The sequence below is a fragment of the Streptomyces sp. NPDC002851 genome (assembly GCF_053591935.1).
On the sequence record NZ_JBSFUT010000014.1, the window covers coordinates 41,429 to 59,310 of the forward strand.

The window sequence follows — 17,882 nt, forward strand, 5'->3', positions numbered from 1 at the left end:
AGCTACTGACGGGGCCGCGCAGACTTGAGCTTCCCCCACACAATGAGCCGGTAACGGGACGTGTACTCGGGTGTGCAGGTGGTGAGCGTGATGTAGTACCCGGATTCGCGGTACCCGTACGAGGGCTTCACGCCGGAACGCGGCACATCAGCGATCACCCCGGAGTCACGAGGCAGCGTCTCGGGCAACAGCCGGTCGACTACGTACGTAAAGACATCGCTCCGAGTCTCAACCCTCAGCTCGTCCCCGGCCTCGAGCCGATTGATGTACCGAAACGGCTCCCCATGGGTATTGCGATGCCCGGCCAGCGCGAAGTTCCCGACCCGCCCCGGCTGATCGGTCTGCGGATAGTGCCCGACGTACCCCTTATCGAGCACCCCGCCCTCACTGACCCCCTCGGCAACGGGAACGCGCACACCAAGCCGAGGAATGCTCAGCACGGCGTACGCGGAATCCCAACGAGGTTGGGAACCCGGAGAGTTATGCGAGGGGGACGCACCGGAATCAGATCCACGGGAGCCCGCCGCAGGCCGATCGAAGGAGCCACCATCACCCCGACCATCACCGCGACGGTCTCCACCCCCGCCCTCACCCCCGCCGTCGTCACCCCACCGCTCCTCAAGCGCACGGACCTCCCGCTCGGCCCCGGCGCGAGCCTGCTGATTGGTCCACCACAGCTGATGGGCGACGAAGAGCAACAGCACGAGCCCGAGGGTCACGGCCACCTCGGCACCACCCCACAGCACCCGCCGCACGACCCCCCGCCGGCGCGCGGCGCGACCCTGCACAACGACAGACACCCGCGCACGCCGCCCCGGCCGGACCCGGACCACCAAAGGCACCCCCTCATCAGCCGCCCCCAGCCGCGCACGATAAACACACCCCCGTGAACTGGCCACCCCCAAGCAACCAGCCACCCGTTGGACGGCCCCTGCCTCATGTCAGAGGTCGGCAGTACGGTGTCTCCATGCGCCCCGAATCGGACACGGATCACACCAGGGATCACACCGCGGAAGCCGAGCGTCTCCTGCGCACCGCGGCGCAGTACCCCGAGGACGCCGAGCAGCTGCTCCTGCACGCCGCCGCACACCTGGAGGTGGCCGGCGACCGCCCGCGCGCGACCACGCTCTACGACCGCCTCCTCGCCACCACCGACCCGGCCCCGGAGCACCCCACCCTGATCCGCGCCCTGAAGGCCGCGAACCTCTACGAGTACGGCCACGAGGCCGAGGCCCGCGCCATCATCGACGGCGTACGCCTGGCGGCCCCCCGCGACCCGGCCCCCTGGGTCATCGCGGCGGAGGCCCTGGAAACCCACGACGAACTGGAACAGTCCCACGACCTCCTGACGGAGGCGGCGAAGACCCTCGCCCCCGCCCCCTCCGGCCCCGCCCAGCTCCCGCCCGACACACGAACCCTGATGACCGCCCGCCACCGAGTCCGCCGCCTCCTGGCACTGCCCCACGACCCCTGGGACACCTTGGCGGACACGGCCCACACGTCGTCGATCTCCCTGGACGAACTCCACGACCCAAAGCGCACGTGGAGCCTGGGCTCGGAGGACCCGACGGAACTCCGCGCCGAAATCACCCGCCTCCAGGCCGAGTTGGGCTCATACCGAGAGGCCCTCTCCCGCCCCTTCCCGGTAGCGATCCTCCACTGGCCGGCAGATGAGCTCTCCGAACTCCTGGCGGCCTACCCGACCTTGAGGACGGAATACCCCTCCCACGAGGAACACCTGGCAACAGTGGAGTCCTCCCTCCGCGAGCTGGCGGCATCGGGCACCCCAAACCTAGGCATCGTCACGGCAACGGTCCCGTCCTACGAAGCCTTCGCAGCCTCAGAGTCCACCTCCCCGTCCGACCCGGACCTCCTCCCCCAGTACGCCACGACCCTGGCGGCCCGGGGGCGGGCTGTGGCTTGGCCTCCTCGGGGGGATTGTTGGTGTGGGTCGGGGATGGCGTACCGGGAGTGTCACGGGGCTCAGGCGGACCCGCGCTGACGTCGATCGCGCGCCCGGTGGATCGCCGCGACCACGCGCGCGGCGACATCCTCGGGCGCCTCGTGCTCCCAGAACCGCAGCACGATCCACCCTTCGGCCTCCAAATGGGCCGTCGTCTCGGCGTCGCGTGCCATGTTCTTGTCCAGTTTCGTACGCCACCAGGCCGCGTTGGCCTTGGGGCTGGTGGCATGTTCAGGGCATCCGTGCCAGAAGCAGCCATCGAGGAAGACAGCGATACGCGGCCCGGGAAACGCGATGTCGATGGTCCTGCGGGCCATGCCCGGCACCCTGCGCTGCAGCCGATACCGCAGCCCCGCTGCGTACAGGAGGCGGCGCACCGCCAACTCCGGCTCCGTGTCCTGACGCCCCTGCCGGCTCATCCGGTCGGAGACGCCGGGGGAAGACGGGACAGCTGATGAGCGAGCCATAAGGCAAGAATGGCCCCACAGCGGCCGGAAGCAAAAATCACGCCTCCTGCTCGGCGGGCCCGGAGCCCTCGCAGGTTCTGCTTGGACGGCTGTTACCGACCGCGCCCCCGGAGGGAGCGACTGTACGCCGACAACGCCGTCATGCCGCCGCGCCGGCAACCCCCGGATGCCCCGGCGAAAGAAAGACCAGCATCTCGTTCTCCTCCCCGGGCAGTGGCTCCACCTCCCGCCACCCCAATCGCCGATAGCTCGCGACCGCGTCCTCCGCGCGCCGTGACATTGCCACCCAGGCCCGGCCCTCCGGGGCGTCCCCGGCGAGTTCGGAGAGGAGGTGGCGGCCGGTGCCGTGGGGGCGGGCGTGGCGGCGGACTGCTAGTTCGTCCAGTTCCAGGGCGCCGGTCAGGAGGTTCGTCACCCTGTCCGGGCCCAGCTGGGACGCGACCTTCGCGTGGGTCCGTGTGTCCGGGAGGCGTTCGGGGGTCAGGTAGGCGAGGGCGAAGCCGTCGATGCCGGTGCGGGACTGGGCCAGGACGGCTCGGAAGCCGGGGCGGTCCGTGTCGTTGCAGAGGCGGTAGTGGAAGCGCTGAATGGTTTCCTCGTCTTCGTTCCAAGGTGGCGCGGAGAAGACCTCGGCGTAGGCGTCCACCAGGTCCTCCACGAGGTCGAGGACGGTCGCTCCGTAACAGATCACCTGTCTGCTCCTGCTTCTTGTCGCTGCCGGGGCGGGGTTTCTGTCTCAACTGTGCCGGAAAGACTGCGTTGTTGGGTGAGTCGTAGGTTCGTGCGGGCTGCGGTGGGTATGCGGGGATTTTGGGATTGATCTTCAACTGCCTTGTAAGGGCGGCGAGATGGGGCGGGTGAGCTGAGGTGTTGTGCGGGGGCGGGGTCTCAGGGCGGCTTCCCGGCCCGTGGTGATTTTGGGGTTACGTTTTCCTGCCGCCCGGGCGTGTCGCCCCTCCCCCCTCCTCTTTACAGTCCCTCCGGCCCTCTGAACGTCGCCCGGTACGCCCTCGGGGTCACCCCCAGTGCCGCGTGGAAGTGCTGGCGCAGGTTCGTGCCCGTGCCGAAGCCCGAGTCCGCCGCGATGCGGTCCACCGTTCTGTCCGTTTCCTCCAGCAACTGCCTTGCCCGTTCGATGCGTTGACGGGTCAGCCATTGCATCGGTGTCACCCCCGCTTCCTCCCTGAAGCGGCGGCTGAACGTGCGTACGCTCATCACCTCCCGCGCCGCCAGATCCCCGAGTGTGACCGGCTCACTCAGGTGCTCCACGGCCCACGCCCGCGCCGCCGACGTCGACGAGCGGCCATCCGGCTCCGCCACCGGGCGCGGGATGTACTGCGCCTGGCCGCCCTCGCGGTGCGGCGGCACCACCGTGCGCCTCGCCACGTCCGCCGCCACCGCCGCGCCGAAGTCGCACCGGATCATGTGCAGGCACAGGTCCACACCGGATGCCTCGCCCGCCGACGTCAGGACACGGCCCTCGTCGACGTACAACACCTCGGGATCTACTCGTACGTTCGGGAAGCTGCGGGCCATCAGGGCCGTCGAGAGCCAGTGGGTCGTCGCCCGGCGGCCGTCCAGGAGGCCCGCCGCCGCCAGTACGAAGGCGCCCGTGCAGATCGACGCCAGGCGGGACGTCGGCCGGATCCTCGCCAGTGCCTCGGCCAGCCTCGGGGGCAATCCCCCTGCACCGTCCAGGAGTTCGTCCTCCTCGTGCGAGGCCGGTACGACCACCGTGTCCGCCTGCGCCAGCGCCTCCGGGCCGTGTGCCGCGTACACCGGGAAGTCCGCGTCCGTGCGGATCTGGCCCGGCTCCAAGGCACAGGTCAGTACGGAGTACAGCCGCTCACCCGCCGGGCCCGGGGAGCGTGCCGTGCCGAACAGCTGGTGCACCAGGCCCAGTTCCATCGGCAGCACGCCGTGGCGTACCAGGACCGCCACCTGGTGCCGACTACCTCCGGCCTCCGGCCCCGTCTCCATCACCTTCTCCGTCCCTGTCCCCGCCCCTGTCTCCGTCCCCGTCCCCCTCCCCGTCCCCCACGCGCCCTCATCCCCCGAGCGCATGCGCCACCGTATAAATCGCGAGGCCCGCCAACGAACCCACCACCGTGCCGTTGATCCGGATGAACTGCAGGTCACGGCCGATGTGGGCCTCGATCTTGCGGGAGGTGTGCTCGGCGTCCCAGCTCGCCACCGTCTCCGTGATCAGGGAGGTGATCTCGTTGCGGTACGTCGTCACCACGTACACCGCCGCGTCCTCGAGCCAGCCGTCCAGCTTGGAGCGCAGCCGGTCGTCCTCGCCCAGGCGGGAGCCGAGCGAGAGGAGTCCGGCGCGTACCCGCAGGCGCAGTTCGCTGCGCTCGTCCTCGGCCGCGGAGACGATCATCGCCCGTACCGACGACCAGGCCGAGGCGATGATGTCCTGCACCTCACTGCGCCCGAGGATCTCCCGCTTGAGGTGTTCGACGCGCGCCCGGGTGTCGCTGTCGGACTGCAGGTCGGCGGCGAAGTCGGTGAGGAAACGGTCGATGGCGCCGCGCGCCGGGTGCGCGGGCATGTCCCGCATCTCGGTGACGAAGCGCAGAAGTTCCTTGTAGACGCGTTCGCCGACCCTGCGGTCCACGAATCTCGGGGTCCAGCCGGGGGCGCCGTCCTGCACCGCGTCCATCACCGACTCGCCGTGCTCGACCAGCCAGTCGTGGGCGCGTACGCAGATCAGGTCCACGACGCGGTAGTGGCCGCCGTCCGCGACCACCTGTTCCAGGGTCTTGCCGAGCCCCGGGGCGATCTCGGCCGCCTCGGCCCGGCGCGTGATGGCCTCGCCGACCACGGCCTGCACGTCCGAGTCGCGCAGCACGGTGAGCGCGCCCCGCGTCGCGGTGGAGAGTTCGGCCGTCACGCGGTCCGCGTGCGCGGGGTCCGCGAGCCAGGTGCCGAGGCGGGCGCCGATGCCGACGGCGCGCAGGCGTTGCCGTACGACCGCTTCGGAGAGGAAGTTCTCGCCGACGAACTCACCCAGGGTGATGCCCAGCTGGTCCTTCTTCGTGGGGATGATCGCGGTGTGCGGGATGGGCAGGCCGAGCGGGCGGCGGAACAGGGCCGTGACCGCGAACCAGTCGGCGAGCGCGCCCACCATGCCCGCCTCTGCGGCCGCGGCGACATAGCCGGTCCAGCCACCGGCGCCCGCGCTCTGCGCCCACTTGGCCAGGATGAAGATGAGCGCGACCAGGAGCAGAAGACCGGTCGCCGTCACCTTCATACGGCGCACACCGCGGCGCTTCTCGGCGTCCGCCGGGGTGTCCATCATGGCGGCGGCGCCGAAGCGTCTGGCGACGCCCGCCTTCTCGTACGCCGGGCCAGGCCGCTCCCCGCCCGGGTCACCGTCAGCATCCCCACCTGGGTCACCGTCAGCATCCCCATCCGGGTCCCCCATGCCCCCGTATGCACTAGCCCTCGCCGGGGAATCCTCCCTATGAACGGATTCCGCCATATCGGAGGATGTGCCCGGAACTTCCGGCTTCTCGCTGTCGTCGCTTCCCATTCGCTCCATCCGTCCGAACCGTCCCCACCCAATTGTCCCCGCCGCGTCCTGAAGTGAGCGACTCCTGGAACGGACCGTTAGTTCCCGGCGTCTGTTCGGACGGGACCGGACGGCGGCGACGGCGGCGCCGTACTGTGCCCCCGCGCCGATCCGCCCTCGCCCCGCCCCGGGTAATCCCCTCGCCCCTCCTGGGTAATCGGGGGTCCCCTGCGCACGCGCCAGGCCCGTACAGCAAAATGGGAAAGTCAATCCGGAGCCTCGGGGCTCCCCGTCCCGAGGAGATACAGCACGCATGACCAGGCGCAACGGTTATGCCCTCCTGGCCGCACTGGCGGCCGTGGTGGTGCTGGTCTCCACCGCCATCTACGTCATCGTGTCCGGCGGCAAGGGCTCCGGCGACAACCTCCGCGCGGGCCCGCGCAGTCCGCAGGGCTCCGCCGCCCCCGCCTCCGCCGGGACCTGGGTGGGTACCTGGTCGGCCTCGCCCGCGGGCGCCGAGCCGAGGACCGAGGCCGGTCTGGCCGGTAAGTCGATCCGGAACGTGGTGCACACCAGCGTGGCGGGCCACAGCGCCCGGATCACGCTCTCCAACCTCTACGGTCAGCAGCCGCTCTCCATCAAGCACGCCTCAATAGCCGTCGCCGCGGCTCCCAGCAACGCGGCCGCCGCGGCCGGGACCTTGCGCCGGCTCAGCTTCGGCGGCAGCCACTCCGTGGTGATCGAGCCGGGCGGGCAGGTGGTCAGCGACGCGGTCCGCATCGCGGTGCCCGCCGACGGGGACATCCTGGTGACGACGTTCTCGCCGACCCGCTCCGGGCCCGTCACGTACCACCCGCACGCGCGGCAGATCTCGTACGCGGCGAGCGGCGACCACACGGAGGACCCGGGCGGCGAGGCGTACACCGAACAGAGCCCGTACTGGCGCTATCTGACCGCCGTCGACGTACTCACCCGGGAGGCCGAAGGCGCCGTCGTGGTGATCGGCGACTCCCTGACCGACGGCGTCAGCTCGACCATGGGCGCCAACGCCCGCTGGACCGACGTCCTCTCCGACCGGCTCCGCGAGGAACAGGGCGCGCCCCGCTACAGCGTGCTCAACCAGGGCATCAGCGGGAACCGGGTCCTCTCCGACGGCCTCGGCCGCCCGGCCACCAACCCGAGCGGCCTGTCCCGCTTCGACCGCGACGTGCTGTCCCGTACGGGGGTCAAGGCCGTCGTCATCGTCCTTGGCGTCAATGACATCCTGCGCACCCCGCAGCTGACCGACCCCGAGAAGCTCATCGAGGGCCTGCGCGAGCTGACCCGGCAGGCGCACGCGCGCGGCCTGCGGGTGGTCGGCGCGACCCTGATGCCGTTCGGCGGCCACCGTGGCTACAAGCCGGATCTAGAAGCGGTGCGCAAGACGGTCAACGAGGAGATCCGCAACGGCAAGGTCTTCGACGCGGTCGTCGACTTCGACCGCGCGCTGCGCGACCCGTACGCCCCGGAGCGCCTCCGCGAGGCCTACGACTCCGGCGACCACCTGCACCCCAGCGACGCGGGCTTCCAGAAGATGGCGGAGAGCTTCAACCTTGCTCTCCTCAAGGGCTCCGCTCCGGCTGAGCTGTGACCACCCCGCTGTAACCACCGCGCTGTAAACGGTCCACTGTGACCACCCCGCTGTAACCAGCCCGCTCTGACCGGCCCGCTGTGCCCCCGGCTGTGAGCGGCCCGCGCAGCGGGCTGTCAACGCGTCCGGGCGCTACCCGAGTTCCTTGCGCCGCCCCTCGCCCTCGCCGCCCTCGCCGCCTTCATCGCCGTCGCCGTTGCCGTTGCCGTTGCCGTTGCCGTTGCCGTTCTGGCCGCCCTCTCCCCGCTCCAGGCGCTCCCGACGGCGCTCCTCCTTCAGCCGCTGCTTCTCCGCCCGCGACGCCTTGCGGAGCACGCCCACGCCGCCGCAGAGGGCGAAGCCCTTGACGACGACGCGTGGGGCGCCCCGGTCGCCGGGCACCCCGCTCGCGCTGTCGTCGAAGCCGCCCATGATGCCGATGCCGCGTACGTCGACCTCGACGCCGGGCGGCACGGTCACCGTGACGCCGCCCATGATGGCCACGCAGTTGATGACCACCTCGGGAGCCTCGAAGTCGGCCTCGCGCAGGTCGATTTCGCCGCCGCCCCAGAAGGCGAAGCAGTTGAAGCGGCGCGGTGCCGTCCAGCGGCCCTTGCGGGTGAAGCCCGACATGATCGCCACGCCACCGGTGGACGTGCCGCGGCCGCCGATGCGGTCCGCCCACGCCCCGGCCTCGGATGACGAGGTGGCGGCAGGGCCGGGGCCGGCGCCCCGGGTGGCCGGAAGGTCCTGAGTGAGCGGCGCCAACTCGCCGTACGTACGGGCCTTGTACGCCGCGTCGAGGCGGTCCTGGAACTCCTCCATGTCCAGGCGGCCCTCGGCGAGGGCATCCCGCAACCGCTCCGCCACGCGTTCCCGGTCGGCGTCCGAAGCCCGCAGCTCGGGCAGATCGTCGGTCATGAAGTTCACCCTAGGGCTCGGCCCGCTCCGCGTACATCTTTGCGATCACGTCCTCGATGTCCGGTTCCCGTACCGACAGGTCGACCACCGGGTACGAGGACGCAAGGGCCGTCACGATCGGTGCCGCGGAGGCCGAGGCCGGGAACGCCAGCCACTGGCGCGGGCCCTCGACGCGGACCACGCGCGCGCCGTCCGCCTCGATCGCGGGCAGTTCGTGCTCCAGGTCCACCACGAGGGTCCGCTCGCTCTCGCCGATCTCGTGCAGGCCCGCGAGCGCGCCGTCGTACATCAGGCGGCCGTGGTCGATGACCATGACGCGCTTGCAGAGCTGCTCGATGTCCTGGAGGTCGTGGGTGGTCAGCAGGACCGTCGTGCCCGCGGACGCGTTCAGCTCGCGCAGGAACGTGCGGACCTTCGCCTTGGAGACGACGTCGAGGCCGATGGTCGGCTCGTCGAGGTAGAGCACCTCCGGGTCGTGCAGGAGCGCGGCCGCGATGTCACCGCGCATCCGCTGCCCGAGCGAGAGCTGCCGGACCGGGACGTTCAACAGGCCGCCCAGATCCAGGAGTTCGACGCAGCGGTCGAGGTTCTCGCGGAAGCGGGCGTCGGGGATCTTGTACATCCGGTGCATCAGGCGGTACGAGTCGATCAGTGGCAGGTCCCACCAGAGCGTGGTGCGCTGCCCGAAGACCACGCCGATGCGCCGGGCAAGGCGGGTGCGCTCCCGGGAGGGTTCGATTCCGGCGACCCGGAGGCGGCCGCCGCTGGGCGTGAGGATGCCGGTGAGCATCTTGATGGTGGTGGACTTGCCCGCGCCGTTGGGCCCGATGTAGCCGACCATCTCGCCGCGCGGCACGGTGAAGGAGATCCCGTCGACGGCCCGCACCTCGTGCCGCTCGCGGCGCAGCAATCCGGTCTTCTTGCCCTTCTTGCCCTTCTTTCGTACGCGTACGTCGAAGACCTTCTCCACGCCGTCGAGCTCGATGAATTCGCCAGGATCGCCGCCGGAGGCCAATGCGTCGCCCACTTCCGCTCAACTCCCTTTCAGCTACCCGTACTTCGATACGAACGCAGCCCGGCCCGCCACGCGAACCCGGCCAGGGCACAGCACACCGCGGCCACCACCGGCGGCAGGAAGGCCGTCCAGTCCGGCAGCCCGGCCGGGTTCGGGCGGCCGAGTACGTACAGGCCGGGCACCCAGTTCACGAAGGCCAGCGGCAGGATGAAGGTGACGCCGCGGACCAGGTCCTTGGTGAAGACGGTCGGCGGGTACTGAAGCAGCGTATTGCCGCCGTACGTAAAGGCGTTCTGCACCTCGGAGGCGTCCCGCGCCACGAACTGGAAGGCCGCCCCGGCCACGATCAGCGCCCCGAAGATCGCGGTACCGCTGAGCACCATCATCGGCAGCATGAGCAGCTTCAGCGGGGTCCAGTCGAGGTCCAGGACGATCAGGCCGTACGCCAGGACGAGCAGCCCCTGCACGATCCGGCCGATCCGGCGCAGCGCGAACCGGTCGGCGGCGACCTGGACGAGCACCGGTACCGGGCGCACCAGAAGCGTATCGAGGGTGCCGTCGCGGACCCGGCTGCCGAGCCTGCTCACGGAGCCGAGCAGCAGCTCGGCGAGGCCGAAGGCGGTGCCCGCGATGCCGTACAGGAAGGCGATCTCGCCGAGCGAGTAGCCGCCGAGCCGGTCGACGTGCGCGAACATCAGGAGGATCGCGACGAAGTCGAAGGCGCAGGCCGTGAAGGAGCCGAGGACGGTCATCGCGAAGGACGCGCGGTACGCCATGGTGGAGCGCATCCACATGGCGACGATCACGCCGTACATGCGTAACGCCTCGACCGGACGGGCCCGCGCCCACACCGACCTTGAACCCGTCGAACCCGCCGAACCCGCCGAACCCGCCGAACCCGTCGAAGTCGTCGAAGTCGTCGAAGCAGCCTCAACCACCTTGCACGACCACCCTCTTGGTCGCGGCGGCCTGGAGCAGCCGCCCGGCGCCGAGCAGCACCGCGGCCCAGGCCAGCTGGAAGGCGTACGCCTCAAGGACGGCCGGGCCGGGGTACTTGCCGAGGTACACGTCGGCGGGCACCTGGAGCAGCGCGGACCAGGGCAGCACACGCGCCAGCTCACCGAGCGCGCCGGGGAAGACGGTGAGCGGAAGCAGCATCCCGGAGAAGAACATTCCGGTGAGCATCGCGATCTGCCCGACGCCGTCCCCGTCGAGCAGCCAGAATGCGGACAGCGCGACCAGATAGCGGATGGCGAAGCTCACCACCATGCCCAGGGCGACGGCCCCGAGAAAGGCGAGCCAGGTGCCCAGGTCCGCGGGCAGCGCGATGTCGAAGGCGAGGGCGCCGAACACCATCGGCAGCAGGCCGCGCCCCAGGAGCTGGAAGACGGCCCGGCCCAGGTCGGTCGCGAGCCACCAGAGCTGGAGGTCGGCGGGGCGGTAGAGGTCGGTGGCGATGTCGCCGGAGCGGATCCGCTCGATCAGCTCGCTCTCGACGCCGCCGCCGAGCAGCGCGCAGGCCGCGAGCAGGGCCTGGCCGAGCCAGACGTAGGCGAGCGCCTGGGCCTGGTCGTAGCCGCCGAGCTGCGGGCGCTCGTGCCAGAGGGCGATGAACGTGTACGCCAGGACGAGGCCGAAGACGGAGTTGGTGAACACCCCCGCCGCGGTGGCCGAACGGTAGGTCGCGTAACGCCGGAAGCCGCCGACCGCGACCGTCACGTATAACCGCACGCACGGCCCCCCTCTCACACCCTCACCGGCCAAAGCGCACGACGTTAGCCGGGCAGCGCAAGACCCCGCCAGGGATTTTCACTCGGTCGGAGGATCACAGTGCCGTCACAGACGCGTGCCTGATGACGGGCGGTCCACCACGCAATGCGACAGTTGGGCCAGAGGTTCGCGTACCCGTGTAAAGGGTCGAGTACCTGCGTACCAGGCGAAAACAGGAGTTCCGTAAAGACATGAGCGACGACGAGCCGCAGCAGAACGGCGCCGACCGGCGGCCGACGTGGGCGTCGCGCGACGACGACCCACGCAAGGGCAAGAAGCAGCGGCGCAAGCGCACCGGCTGGCGGCGGATCTTCCCGACCTGGCGGATGGTGCTCGGCACGTTCCTGCTGCTCTGTCTGCTGCTCGGCGGCGCCCTCGTGGCCGGGTATCTGCTCGTCGATATTCCGCCCGCCAAGGCGGCGGCGACCAAGCAGACCAATGTCTTCCTGTACGCGGACGGCTCGCAGCTCGCCCGGGACGGCGAGGTCAACCGGGAGAGCATCCCGCTCAACCAGATGCCCAAGCAGGTACGCGAGGCGGTGCTCGCAGCCGAGGACCGGGACTTCTACGAGGAGTCGGCGGTGGACCCGCAGGCGATGATCCGGGCCGCCTGGAACACCGTGACCGGCAAGGGCAAGCAGTCCGGCTCCACGATCACGCAGCAGTTCGTGAAGAACTACTACCTGGGCCAGGAACAGACCCTGACCCGCAAGGCGAAGGAATTCTTCATCGCGATCAAGCTGGACCGCCAGGTCAGCAAGAACGACATCCTCGAGGGCTACCTCAACACCAGCTACTTCGGGCGCAACGCGTACGGCATCCAGGCCGCGGCCCAGGCGTACTACGGCAAGGACGCCGAGAACCTGTCGGTCGCCGAGGGCGCCTATCTGGCGACGCTGCTCAACTCCCCCAACGCGTACGACGTATCGGCGCATCCGGAGAACAAGCAGCGGGCGTTGGGCCGTTGGACCTACGTGCTCGACGGCATGGTCAAGAAGGGCTGGCTGAGCGCGGCGGACCGGCAGGCCGCCAAGTTCCCCGAGCCCGACGCCCCGAAGGGCGCCAAGGGCCTGTCGGGCCAGCGCGGCTACCTGGTGCACGCGATCAAGGACTATCTGACCGAGAACGGCATCATCGACGAGGACACCCTGGAAAAGGGCGGCTACCGGATCACGACCACGATCGACCGGAAGAAGCAGAACGCCTTCGTCGAGGCCGTGGACGAGCAACTGATCTCGAAGATCGACAAGAACCGCGAGATCGACCGCCACGTGCGCGCGGGCGGCGCCTCCATCGACCCGGAGACGGGCCGGGTCGTCGCGATGTACGGCGGCATCGACTACACGAAGCAGTACGTGAACAGCGCGACGCGGCGCGACTACCAGGTGGGCTCGACCTTCAAGCCGTTCGTGTTCACCTCGGCGGTGGAGAACGACTCGACCACGCAGGACGGCCGCCCCATCACCCCGTTCACCCTCTACGACGGCACCAACAAGCGCCCGGTCGAGGGCTGGAGCGGCGGCACCTACGCCCCGGAGAACGAGGACCAGCACTCGTACGGCGACATCACGGTGACCGAGGCCACGGACCGGTCCGTGAACGCGGTCTACGCACAGATGGCCGTGGACGTCGGCTCGAACCGGGTCAAGAAGACCGCGATCGACCTGGGCATCCCGGAGTCGACGCCGGACCTGACCGCGTCGCCGTCGATCGCGCTCGGCCCGGCGACGGCCAGCGTCCTGGAGATGACCCAGGCGTACGCGACGCTCGCGAACCACGGCAAGCACGGCACGTACACGCTCGTCGAGGAGGTCTCCAAGGACGGCCAGCCGGTCGAGCTGCCGAAGCAGCGCACGGAGCAGGCGGTCAGCCGGGAGGCCGCGGACACCACGACGGCGGTCCTGCAGAGCGTCGTCGAGGGCGGCACGGGCACCGCCGCGCAGGCCGCGGGCCGCCCGGCGGCGGGCAAGACCGGCACGGCCGAGGAGGACAAGGCGGCCTGGTTCGCGGGGTACACGCCGGAGCTCGCGACGGTCGTCGCGGTCCTCGGCCAGGACCCGAAGGCGCCTTACGGGCACACCCCGCTGTACGGGGCGCTCGGGGAGCCGCGGATCGACGGCGGGGCCTATCCGGCGCGGATCTGGGCCCAGTTCACCCGGGACGCGCTGAGCGGCGAGCCGGTCCAGGACTTCGACCTGACCCTGGCCCCGAACGCTTCCGAGCCCCCGCCCTCACCGTCCGAGACCCCATCACCGGACGAGCCCCAGAAACCCGGAACGCCGACCGCGACGGGCCCCACGAACGGCCCCACGAACGGCAACGGCGGCACCAACGGCAACGGCGGGGCGACGAACGGTGGCCAGAACCAGGGCCGGACGGAGGGCCGGTCGGAGGGCCAGACACAGGGCCGGACCGAGGGCGGCGAAACGCAGGGCGACCAGACGCCGGGCGGCCGGACAAACGGCGGCACTACGGACGGCGGCGATACGACGACCGGCGGGGGCGGTGCTCCCGAGGGAAGTTGGGCTCCGACTCCCAGTCCGTCCGGCGCTTGAGGACGAAAGGGGGGGTCCAGGGGGCGGAGCCCCCTGGTTACGGGAAGGGGCGGGACTGGGGAAGAAGCCCCCAGGGAAGAAACCCCCAGGCCCGGATCAACGGATCAGAGGTACAACCCCGTCGAGTCCTCGGAGCCCTCGAAGCGGTCCGCGGCAACCGCGTGCAGATCGCGCTCGCGCATCAGGACGTACGCCACGCCCCGCACCTCGACCTCGGCCCGGTCCTCCGGGTCGAAGAGGACCCGGTCGCCGGGCTCCACGGTCCGCACGTTCTGCCCGACCGCGACGACCTCGGCCCAGGCCAGGCGCCGACCGACCGCCGCGGTGGCCGGGATGACGATGCCGCCGGTCGAGCGCCGCTCGCCGTCCGCCGTGTCGGTCCGGACCAGGACGCGGTCGTGCAGCATCCGGATGGGCAACTTGTCGTGGTGGGTGCTGTGCTCTTGGTTGTTGGCGCTCACGCCCCGAACCTACCTGCCTCCGACCCCTGCGTACGCCGCCGGGTCAGCTTCTCCTGCGCCGCGCGGCCACCGCGAGCAGCCCGACGGCCCCCACCGCGAGCAGCGCCGTGGGCACCACGCGCTCCATCCGCGGGGCGCCCTCGGCGTCCACGAACTGGGACTTCACCTGGCTCACGGCGCGGTTGGCGGAAACGTAGGCGCGGCCGAGGGTCCGGTCGACATTGCTCGCGACGCGGGCCTTGGCGTCGCCGACGATGGTCTTCGGGTGGACCCGCACGCCGATCTCGTCGAGCGTCTCGGCCAGCGCCGCACGCCGGCGCTTGATGTCCGCCTCGATCTCAGCGGGGGTCCTGACGTCCGCATCCGACACCGCGCTGCCTCCGTGTGGCTCGTATCCGTGGCTTCGTGCTTCGTAGTGGACAGTCTGTCAGCTCCCGGGCCGCAGCACCGCACAAGGGCCCCCATTACGCTCTCCCGTACCGATACCCGCACCTGCACCTGCACCGACTGCACCGACCGAGGAGAGCCGTACATGAGTGAGCGCCTGCAGCCCGGCGACGTTGCCCCCGATTTCACCCTGCCCGACGCCGACGGCAACCCGGTCTCGCTCGCGGACCGCAAGGGCCGCAAGGTGATCGTGTACTTCTACCCGGCGGCGCTGACCCCTGGCTGCACCAAGCAGGCCTGCGACTTCACGGACAACCTCGACGTCCTCGCCACCGCGGGCTACGACGTCATCGGCGTCTCGCCGGACAAGCCGGAGAAGCTGGCCAAGTTCCGCGAGAAGGAGGACCTGAAGGTCACGCTGGTCGGCGACCCGGACAAGCAGGTCCTTTCGGCATACGGCGCCTTCGGCGAGAAGAAGCTCTACGGCAAGCTCGTCACCGGAGTCATCCGCTCCACGGTCGTCGTGGACGAGGAGGGCAAGGTCGAGCGAGCCCTGTACAACGTGAAGGCGACGGGCCACGTGGCCAAGATCATCAAGGATCTTGGGATCTGACATCCGATGCGAGGTGAGCGGCTCGTACCGGGCGATCCGGTACGAGCCGTTCCGCATCCCGGGCGTGACTGTCCGATAACCGGTTCGTTACTCCGTACGAGGCCACGAACGTGCGACCGGATCGGAGGGGAACCCATGGGGGCAGCCAGCCCATACACCAGGGAGCGCCTGGAGGAGGCGGCCGGAGCGTCTCGGACGCTGTCGGAGGCGTTGGAGAGGTTGGGGGTGGATCCGCGGAGCTCACGCCGCCGTTACATCCAGGACCGCATGAAGAAGCTGGGGGTGGACACGTCCCACTTCGAGCGGGAGGGGGTGAAGTGGACGCGGGCGATCCTTCAGGCGGCGGTCTCGGCCTCCACGAGCGTGTCCGAGGTCCTGCGCCGCCTGGGGCTTGACGCCGTCGGTGGCCACCACACCCACATCAGCCGAAAGATCAAGGCGTACGGGATCGACACCTCACACTTCACGCCGGTGGTCCGCACGGAGAACCAGAGGCATAACCAGCGTCGCCGGACCGCCGAAGAGATCCTCGTCGAGGAGACATCACCACACGCCTGGCGGACACCAAGCAGTCGTCTCAAACGGGCGATGCGTGAACTTGGCAACGAGGAACGCTGCGCCTTGTGCGGAATCGGTCCGGTGTGGCTCGGCGAACCGCTGCCACTCGAAGTCGACCACATCGACGGCAACTGGCGGAACAATCGAATCGAGAACCTGCGGCTACTGTGCCCCAACTGCCATGCGACCACCGACACATATCGGGGTAGACGCAAGCAACGCCGGACGCAGGGCATCTCATGAGCATCCGTAAGCCCAGCCCAGACATTTTGCGTCAGGCAGTGGCCGCGTCCCGTTCCTTGGCCGAGGCCCTGCAGAGACTCGACTTTCCCGACAACGGCAGCCGACGAGCCGCCCTGCGGCGCTGGATCGAGCAGGAAGGGCTTTCGAGCGCACACTTCGTCGGGCAGGCGCATCATCGGGGGAAACCGGCCGCGAACGCCAAACGCCCGGAGGAGGTACTGGTCCGGCACAACGGCACACACCGGACAGCGACGAAGCGCATACGCCGTGCACTTCTCGAAGTAGGTGTGCCCGAGGAGTGCGCACGTTGCGGCATCGGCCCCGAGTGGCTCGGCAAGCCCATGACGCTGGAGGTCGACCACATCAACGGGGACTGGAGCGACGACCGACGCGAGAACCTGCGGTTGTTGTGCCCCAACTGCCATGCGACAACTAGCACCTGGTGCCGAGGCGGCCGACGTAGCGACCCAGGCACCAGGGGCCCACTACGCCCAGTAGAGTAAGCATCGCTGCGGGCCCGTACCCCAGCAGGCTAGAGGGCGCCGTTTTAGGTGCGGTGTGTCGTGGGTTCGAGTCCCACCGGGCCCACTCCAAGCAGGGCGCCGCCGATGAGCGGCGCCCTTCGGCGAAGCGGCGTCAGCCCAACAACTCCCGCACCACCGGCACCAACGCCCGGAACGCCTTCCCGCGATGGCTGATCGCGTTCTTCTCCTCGGCGGAGAGCTCCGCGCACGTCCGGCTCTCCCCCTCCGGCTGGAGGATCGGGTCGTAGCCGAAGCCGCCCGTGCCCGCCGGGGCGTGGCGGAGGGTGCCGCGGAGGCGGCCCTCGACCACGCGCTCCGTTCCGTCCGGCAGAGCCAGCGCTGCCGCGCAGGCGAAGTGGGCGCCGCGGTGGAGCTCGTCGATGTCGGCGAGCTGGGCGAGGAGGAGTTCGAGGTTGGCGGTGTCGTCGCCGTGGCGGCCCGCCCAGCGCGCGGAGAAGATGCCGGGGGCGCCGCCGAGTACGTCCACGCACAGGCCCGAGTCGTCCGCGACGGCGGGCAGTCCGGTGGCGCGGGCCAGGGCGTGCGCCTTCAGGAGGGCGTTCTCGGCAAAGGTGACGCCCGTTTCCTTGACGTCCGGAATGTCGGGGTAGGCATCCGCGCCGACGAGGTCGTGCGGCAGACCGGCGTCGGCGAGGATGGCCTTCAGTTCGGTGATCTTCCCGGCGTTGCGGGTGGCGAGAATCAGGCGGGTCATGCCCCGATTATGGGTGCCAGGGCCAGGGCCCATGCCTCGGGCCCAGGCCCCGGGCGTCAGGGCGAGCAGACCTTGGTGAGTTCGCTCGCCGCGTCCGTCACCGGCGTGATGTCCGGGTTGGCGTCCCCGTTCTCGATCGACTTACGGACGTTCGTGACCGCCTTGTTGAGGTCGTCGACCGCCTTGCCGACATCCGCGTTGTCGGTCTTGTCGCCGATCTCGTCGAGGTTCTTGTCGATCTCGTCGAGCGCCTTGTCGGCCTCGAGCGGATTGTCCCCGGCGCCCTCCACGGCCTGCTGGAGATCGCCCACGCTGTTCGCGATGGTGTCGGCGGTCTGGACGCAGTCGAGCGCCTTGTCGACGGCGCCGCAGCCGACGGTGAGCGCGGCGGCCGCGGCCACGGCCGTCATGGTGGCGGCGATCCTGGTGGTCCGTCGGGCGGTTTGCTGCCGGGTATGGCGTGCGCGCTCGGCCATGGAACGGGTCCTCCCCTTGATGCGGATCCCTGGATCGGGATTCCTGTATTGACCGGATTCCTGTATGCGGGTCTTGTCGTACGGA

Annotated in this window: 19 protein-coding genes and 1 tRNA gene; 7 read left to right on the forward strand and 13 right to left on the reverse strand. The window is 70.0% G+C overall.

Translation table 11 applies throughout. The features are described from left to right. Positions 1-2 precede the first annotated feature (2 nt). On the reverse strand, positions 3-788 hold the full coding sequence (locus tag ACWD10_RS16795) for a class E sortase (RefSeq protein WP_451091746.1): 786 nt from the start codon (positions 786-788) through the stop codon (positions 3-5). Positions 789-967: 179 nt separating this feature from the next. Between ACWD10_RS16795 and ACWD10_RS16800 the strand changes: the two genes are divergently transcribed. Continuing rightward, positions 968-2,002 (forward strand): SEC-C metal-binding domain-containing protein, encoded by a 1,035-nt coding sequence (locus ACWD10_RS16800; RefSeq protein ID WP_451091506.1) that lies wholly within the window; start codon positions 968-970, stop codon positions 2,000-2,002. Here the strand turns inward: ACWD10_RS16800 and ACWD10_RS16805 are convergent. The 4 genes from ACWD10_RS16805 to ACWD10_RS16820 form a co-directional block, all read right to left on the reverse strand. After that, positions 1,984-2,430: a very short patch repair endonuclease gene (locus ACWD10_RS16805; RefSeq protein WP_451091508.1), complete on the reverse strand. Its 447-nt coding sequence runs from the start codon at positions 2,428-2,430 to the stop codon at positions 1,984-1,986. The genes ACWD10_RS16800 and ACWD10_RS16805 overlap by 19 nt on opposite strands. A 139-nt stretch (positions 2,431-2,569) precedes the next feature. Beyond that, positions 2,570-3,121, reverse strand: a complete 552-nt coding sequence (locus tag ACWD10_RS16810) for a GNAT family N-acetyltransferase (protein ID WP_451091510.1) — start codon at positions 3,119-3,121, stop codon at positions 2,570-2,572. A gap of 278 nt (positions 3,122-3,399) precedes the next feature. Further along, positions 3,400-4,410 carry a GlxA family transcriptional regulator gene (locus ACWD10_RS16815; protein ID WP_451091512.1) on the reverse strand — a complete coding sequence of 337 codons (1,011 nt, stop codon included), beginning with the start codon at positions 4,408-4,410 and terminating at the stop codon, positions 3,400-3,402. A gap of 67 nt (positions 4,411-4,477) precedes the next feature. Continuing rightward, the gene (locus ACWD10_RS16820) at positions 4,478-5,863 is read right to left on the reverse strand and encodes a DUF445 domain-containing protein (protein WP_451091514.1); all 1,386 of its coding nucleotides are present in this window, start codon (positions 5,861-5,863) and stop codon (positions 4,478-4,480) included. A gap of 400 nt (positions 5,864-6,263) precedes the next feature. Between ACWD10_RS16820 and ACWD10_RS16825 the strand changes: the two genes are divergently transcribed. After that, a complete protein-coding gene (locus ACWD10_RS16825) occupies positions 6,264-7,580 on the forward strand; it encodes an SGNH/GDSL hydrolase family protein (RefSeq protein ID WP_451091516.1) in 1,317 nt (438 codons plus the stop codon). A gap of 132 nt (positions 7,581-7,712) precedes the next feature. Here ACWD10_RS16825 and ACWD10_RS16830 read toward each other — a convergent pair whose 3' ends face one another. From ACWD10_RS16830 to ACWD10_RS16845, 4 genes are all read right to left on the reverse strand, one after another. After that, positions 7,713-8,480, reverse strand: a complete 768-nt coding sequence (locus ACWD10_RS16830) for a DUF1707 SHOCT-like domain-containing protein (protein WP_451091518.1) — start codon at positions 8,478-8,480, stop codon at positions 7,713-7,715. A 10-nt stretch (positions 8,481-8,490) separates the two neighbouring features. Next, positions 8,491-9,507 (reverse strand): ABC transporter ATP-binding protein, encoded by a 1,017-nt coding sequence (locus ACWD10_RS16835; RefSeq protein WP_451091520.1) that lies wholly within the window; start codon positions 9,505-9,507, stop codon positions 8,491-8,493. Between the two features lie 17 nt (positions 9,508-9,524). After that, complete coding sequence (locus ACWD10_RS16840) at positions 9,525-10,346, reverse strand: ABC transporter permease (protein ID WP_451091522.1); 822 nt, start codon at positions 10,344-10,346, stop codon at positions 9,525-9,527. Between the two features lie 79 nt (positions 10,347-10,425). Further along, positions 10,426-11,226, reverse strand: coding sequence for an ABC transporter permease (locus ACWD10_RS16845; protein ID WP_451091524.1), 801 nt, complete (start codon positions 11,224-11,226; stop codon positions 10,426-10,428). A gap of 230 nt (positions 11,227-11,456) precedes the next feature. Between ACWD10_RS16845 and ACWD10_RS16850 the strand changes: the two genes are divergently transcribed. After that, positions 11,457-13,820: a transglycosylase domain-containing protein gene (locus tag ACWD10_RS16850; protein WP_451091526.1), complete on the forward strand. Its 2,364-nt coding sequence runs from the start codon at positions 11,457-11,459 to the stop codon at positions 13,818-13,820. A 104-nt stretch (positions 13,821-13,924) separates the two neighbouring features. Here the strand turns inward: ACWD10_RS16850 and ACWD10_RS16855 are convergent, their stop codons facing one another. Further along, on the reverse strand, positions 13,925-14,281 hold the full coding sequence (locus ACWD10_RS16855) for a GroES family chaperonin (protein ID WP_451091528.1): 357 nt from the start codon (positions 14,279-14,281) through the stop codon (positions 13,925-13,927). A gap of 43 nt (positions 14,282-14,324) precedes the next feature. Beyond that, the gene (locus ACWD10_RS16860) at positions 14,325-14,651 is read right to left on the reverse strand and encodes a DUF3618 domain-containing protein (protein WP_451091530.1); all 327 of its coding nucleotides are present in this window, start codon (positions 14,649-14,651) and stop codon (positions 14,325-14,327) included. 162 nt (positions 14,652-14,813) lie between these two features. Here ACWD10_RS16860 and bcp point away from each other — a divergent pair, with 162 nt between their 5' ends. The 4 genes from bcp to ACWD10_RS16880 all read left to right on the forward strand — a co-directional run bounded on the left by bcp (position 14,814) and on the right by ACWD10_RS16880 (position 16,670). Continuing rightward, positions 14,814-15,281, forward strand: a complete 468-nt coding sequence (gene bcp, locus ACWD10_RS16865; protein ID WP_451091532.1) for a thioredoxin-dependent thiol peroxidase — start codon at positions 14,814-14,816, stop codon at positions 15,279-15,281. A gap of 135 nt (positions 15,282-15,416) precedes the next feature. Beyond that, positions 15,417-16,082: an HNH endonuclease signature motif containing protein gene (locus ACWD10_RS16870; RefSeq protein WP_451091534.1), complete on the forward strand. Its 666-nt coding sequence runs from the start codon at positions 15,417-15,419 to the stop codon at positions 16,080-16,082. Positions 16,083-16,423: 341 nt separating this feature from the next. After that, positions 16,424-16,585, forward strand: a complete 162-nt coding sequence (locus tag ACWD10_RS16875) for an HNH endonuclease (RefSeq protein ID WP_451091748.1) — start codon at positions 16,424-16,426, stop codon at positions 16,583-16,585. Between the two features lie 10 nt (positions 16,586-16,595). Continuing rightward, positions 16,596-16,670, forward strand: a tRNA-Leu gene (locus ACWD10_RS16880). A gap of 48 nt (positions 16,671-16,718) precedes the next feature. Here ACWD10_RS16880 and rdgB read toward each other — a convergent pair. Next, positions 16,719-17,321, reverse strand: a complete 603-nt coding sequence (gene rdgB, locus ACWD10_RS16885; protein ID WP_451091536.1) for an RdgB/HAM1 family non-canonical purine NTP pyrophosphatase — start codon at positions 17,319-17,321, stop codon at positions 16,719-16,721. Between the two features lie 56 nt (positions 17,322-17,377). Next, entirely contained in the window at positions 17,378-17,797 is a 420-nt protein-coding gene (locus tag ACWD10_RS16890; RefSeq protein WP_451091538.1) for a hypothetical protein, read from the reverse strand. Positions 17,798-17,882 lie beyond the last annotated feature (85 nt).

Excerpts from the sequence above, each read along its gene's own strand:
- bcp (WP_451091532.1), top strand. The coding sequence starts at position 14,814 with ATGAGTGAGCGCCTGCAGCCCGGCGACGTTGCCCCCGATTTCACCCTG.
- ACWD10_RS16800 (WP_451091506.1), top strand. The coding sequence starts at position 968 with ATGCGCCCCGAATCGGACACGGATCACACCAGGGATCACACCGCGGAA.
- ACWD10_RS16805 (WP_451091508.1), bottom strand. The coding sequence starts at position 2,430 with ATGGCTCGCTCATCAGCTGTCCCGTCTTCCCCCGGCGTCTCCGACCGG.
- ACWD10_RS16850 (WP_451091526.1), top strand. The coding sequence starts at position 11,457 with ATGAGCGACGACGAGCCGCAGCAGAACGGCGCCGACCGGCGGCCGACG.
- ACWD10_RS16815 (WP_451091512.1), bottom strand. The coding sequence starts at position 4,410 with ATGGAGACGGGGCCGGAGGCCGGAGGTAGTCGGCACCAGGTGGCGGTC.
- ACWD10_RS16830 (WP_451091518.1), bottom strand. The coding sequence starts at position 8,480 with ATGACCGACGATCTGCCCGAGCTGCGGGCTTCGGACGCCGACCGGGAA.
- ACWD10_RS16875 (WP_451091748.1), top strand. The coding sequence starts at position 16,424 with ATGACGCTGGAGGTCGACCACATCAACGGGGACTGGAGCGACGACCGA.
- rdgB (WP_451091536.1), bottom strand. The coding sequence starts at position 17,321 with ATGACCCGCCTGATTCTCGCCACCCGCAACGCCGGGAAGATCACCGAA.
- ACWD10_RS16825 (WP_451091516.1), top strand. The coding sequence starts at position 6,264 with ATGACCAGGCGCAACGGTTATGCCCTCCTGGCCGCACTGGCGGCCGTG.
- ACWD10_RS16870 (WP_451091534.1), top strand. The coding sequence starts at position 15,417 with ATGGGGGCAGCCAGCCCATACACCAGGGAGCGCCTGGAGGAGGCGGCC.
- ACWD10_RS16820 (WP_451091514.1), bottom strand. The coding sequence starts at position 5,863 with ATGGGGGACCCGGATGGGGATGCTGACGGTGACCCAGGTGGGGATGCT.
- ACWD10_RS16890 (WP_451091538.1), bottom strand. The coding sequence starts at position 17,797 with ATGGCCGAGCGCGCACGCCATACCCGGCAGCAAACCGCCCGACGGACC.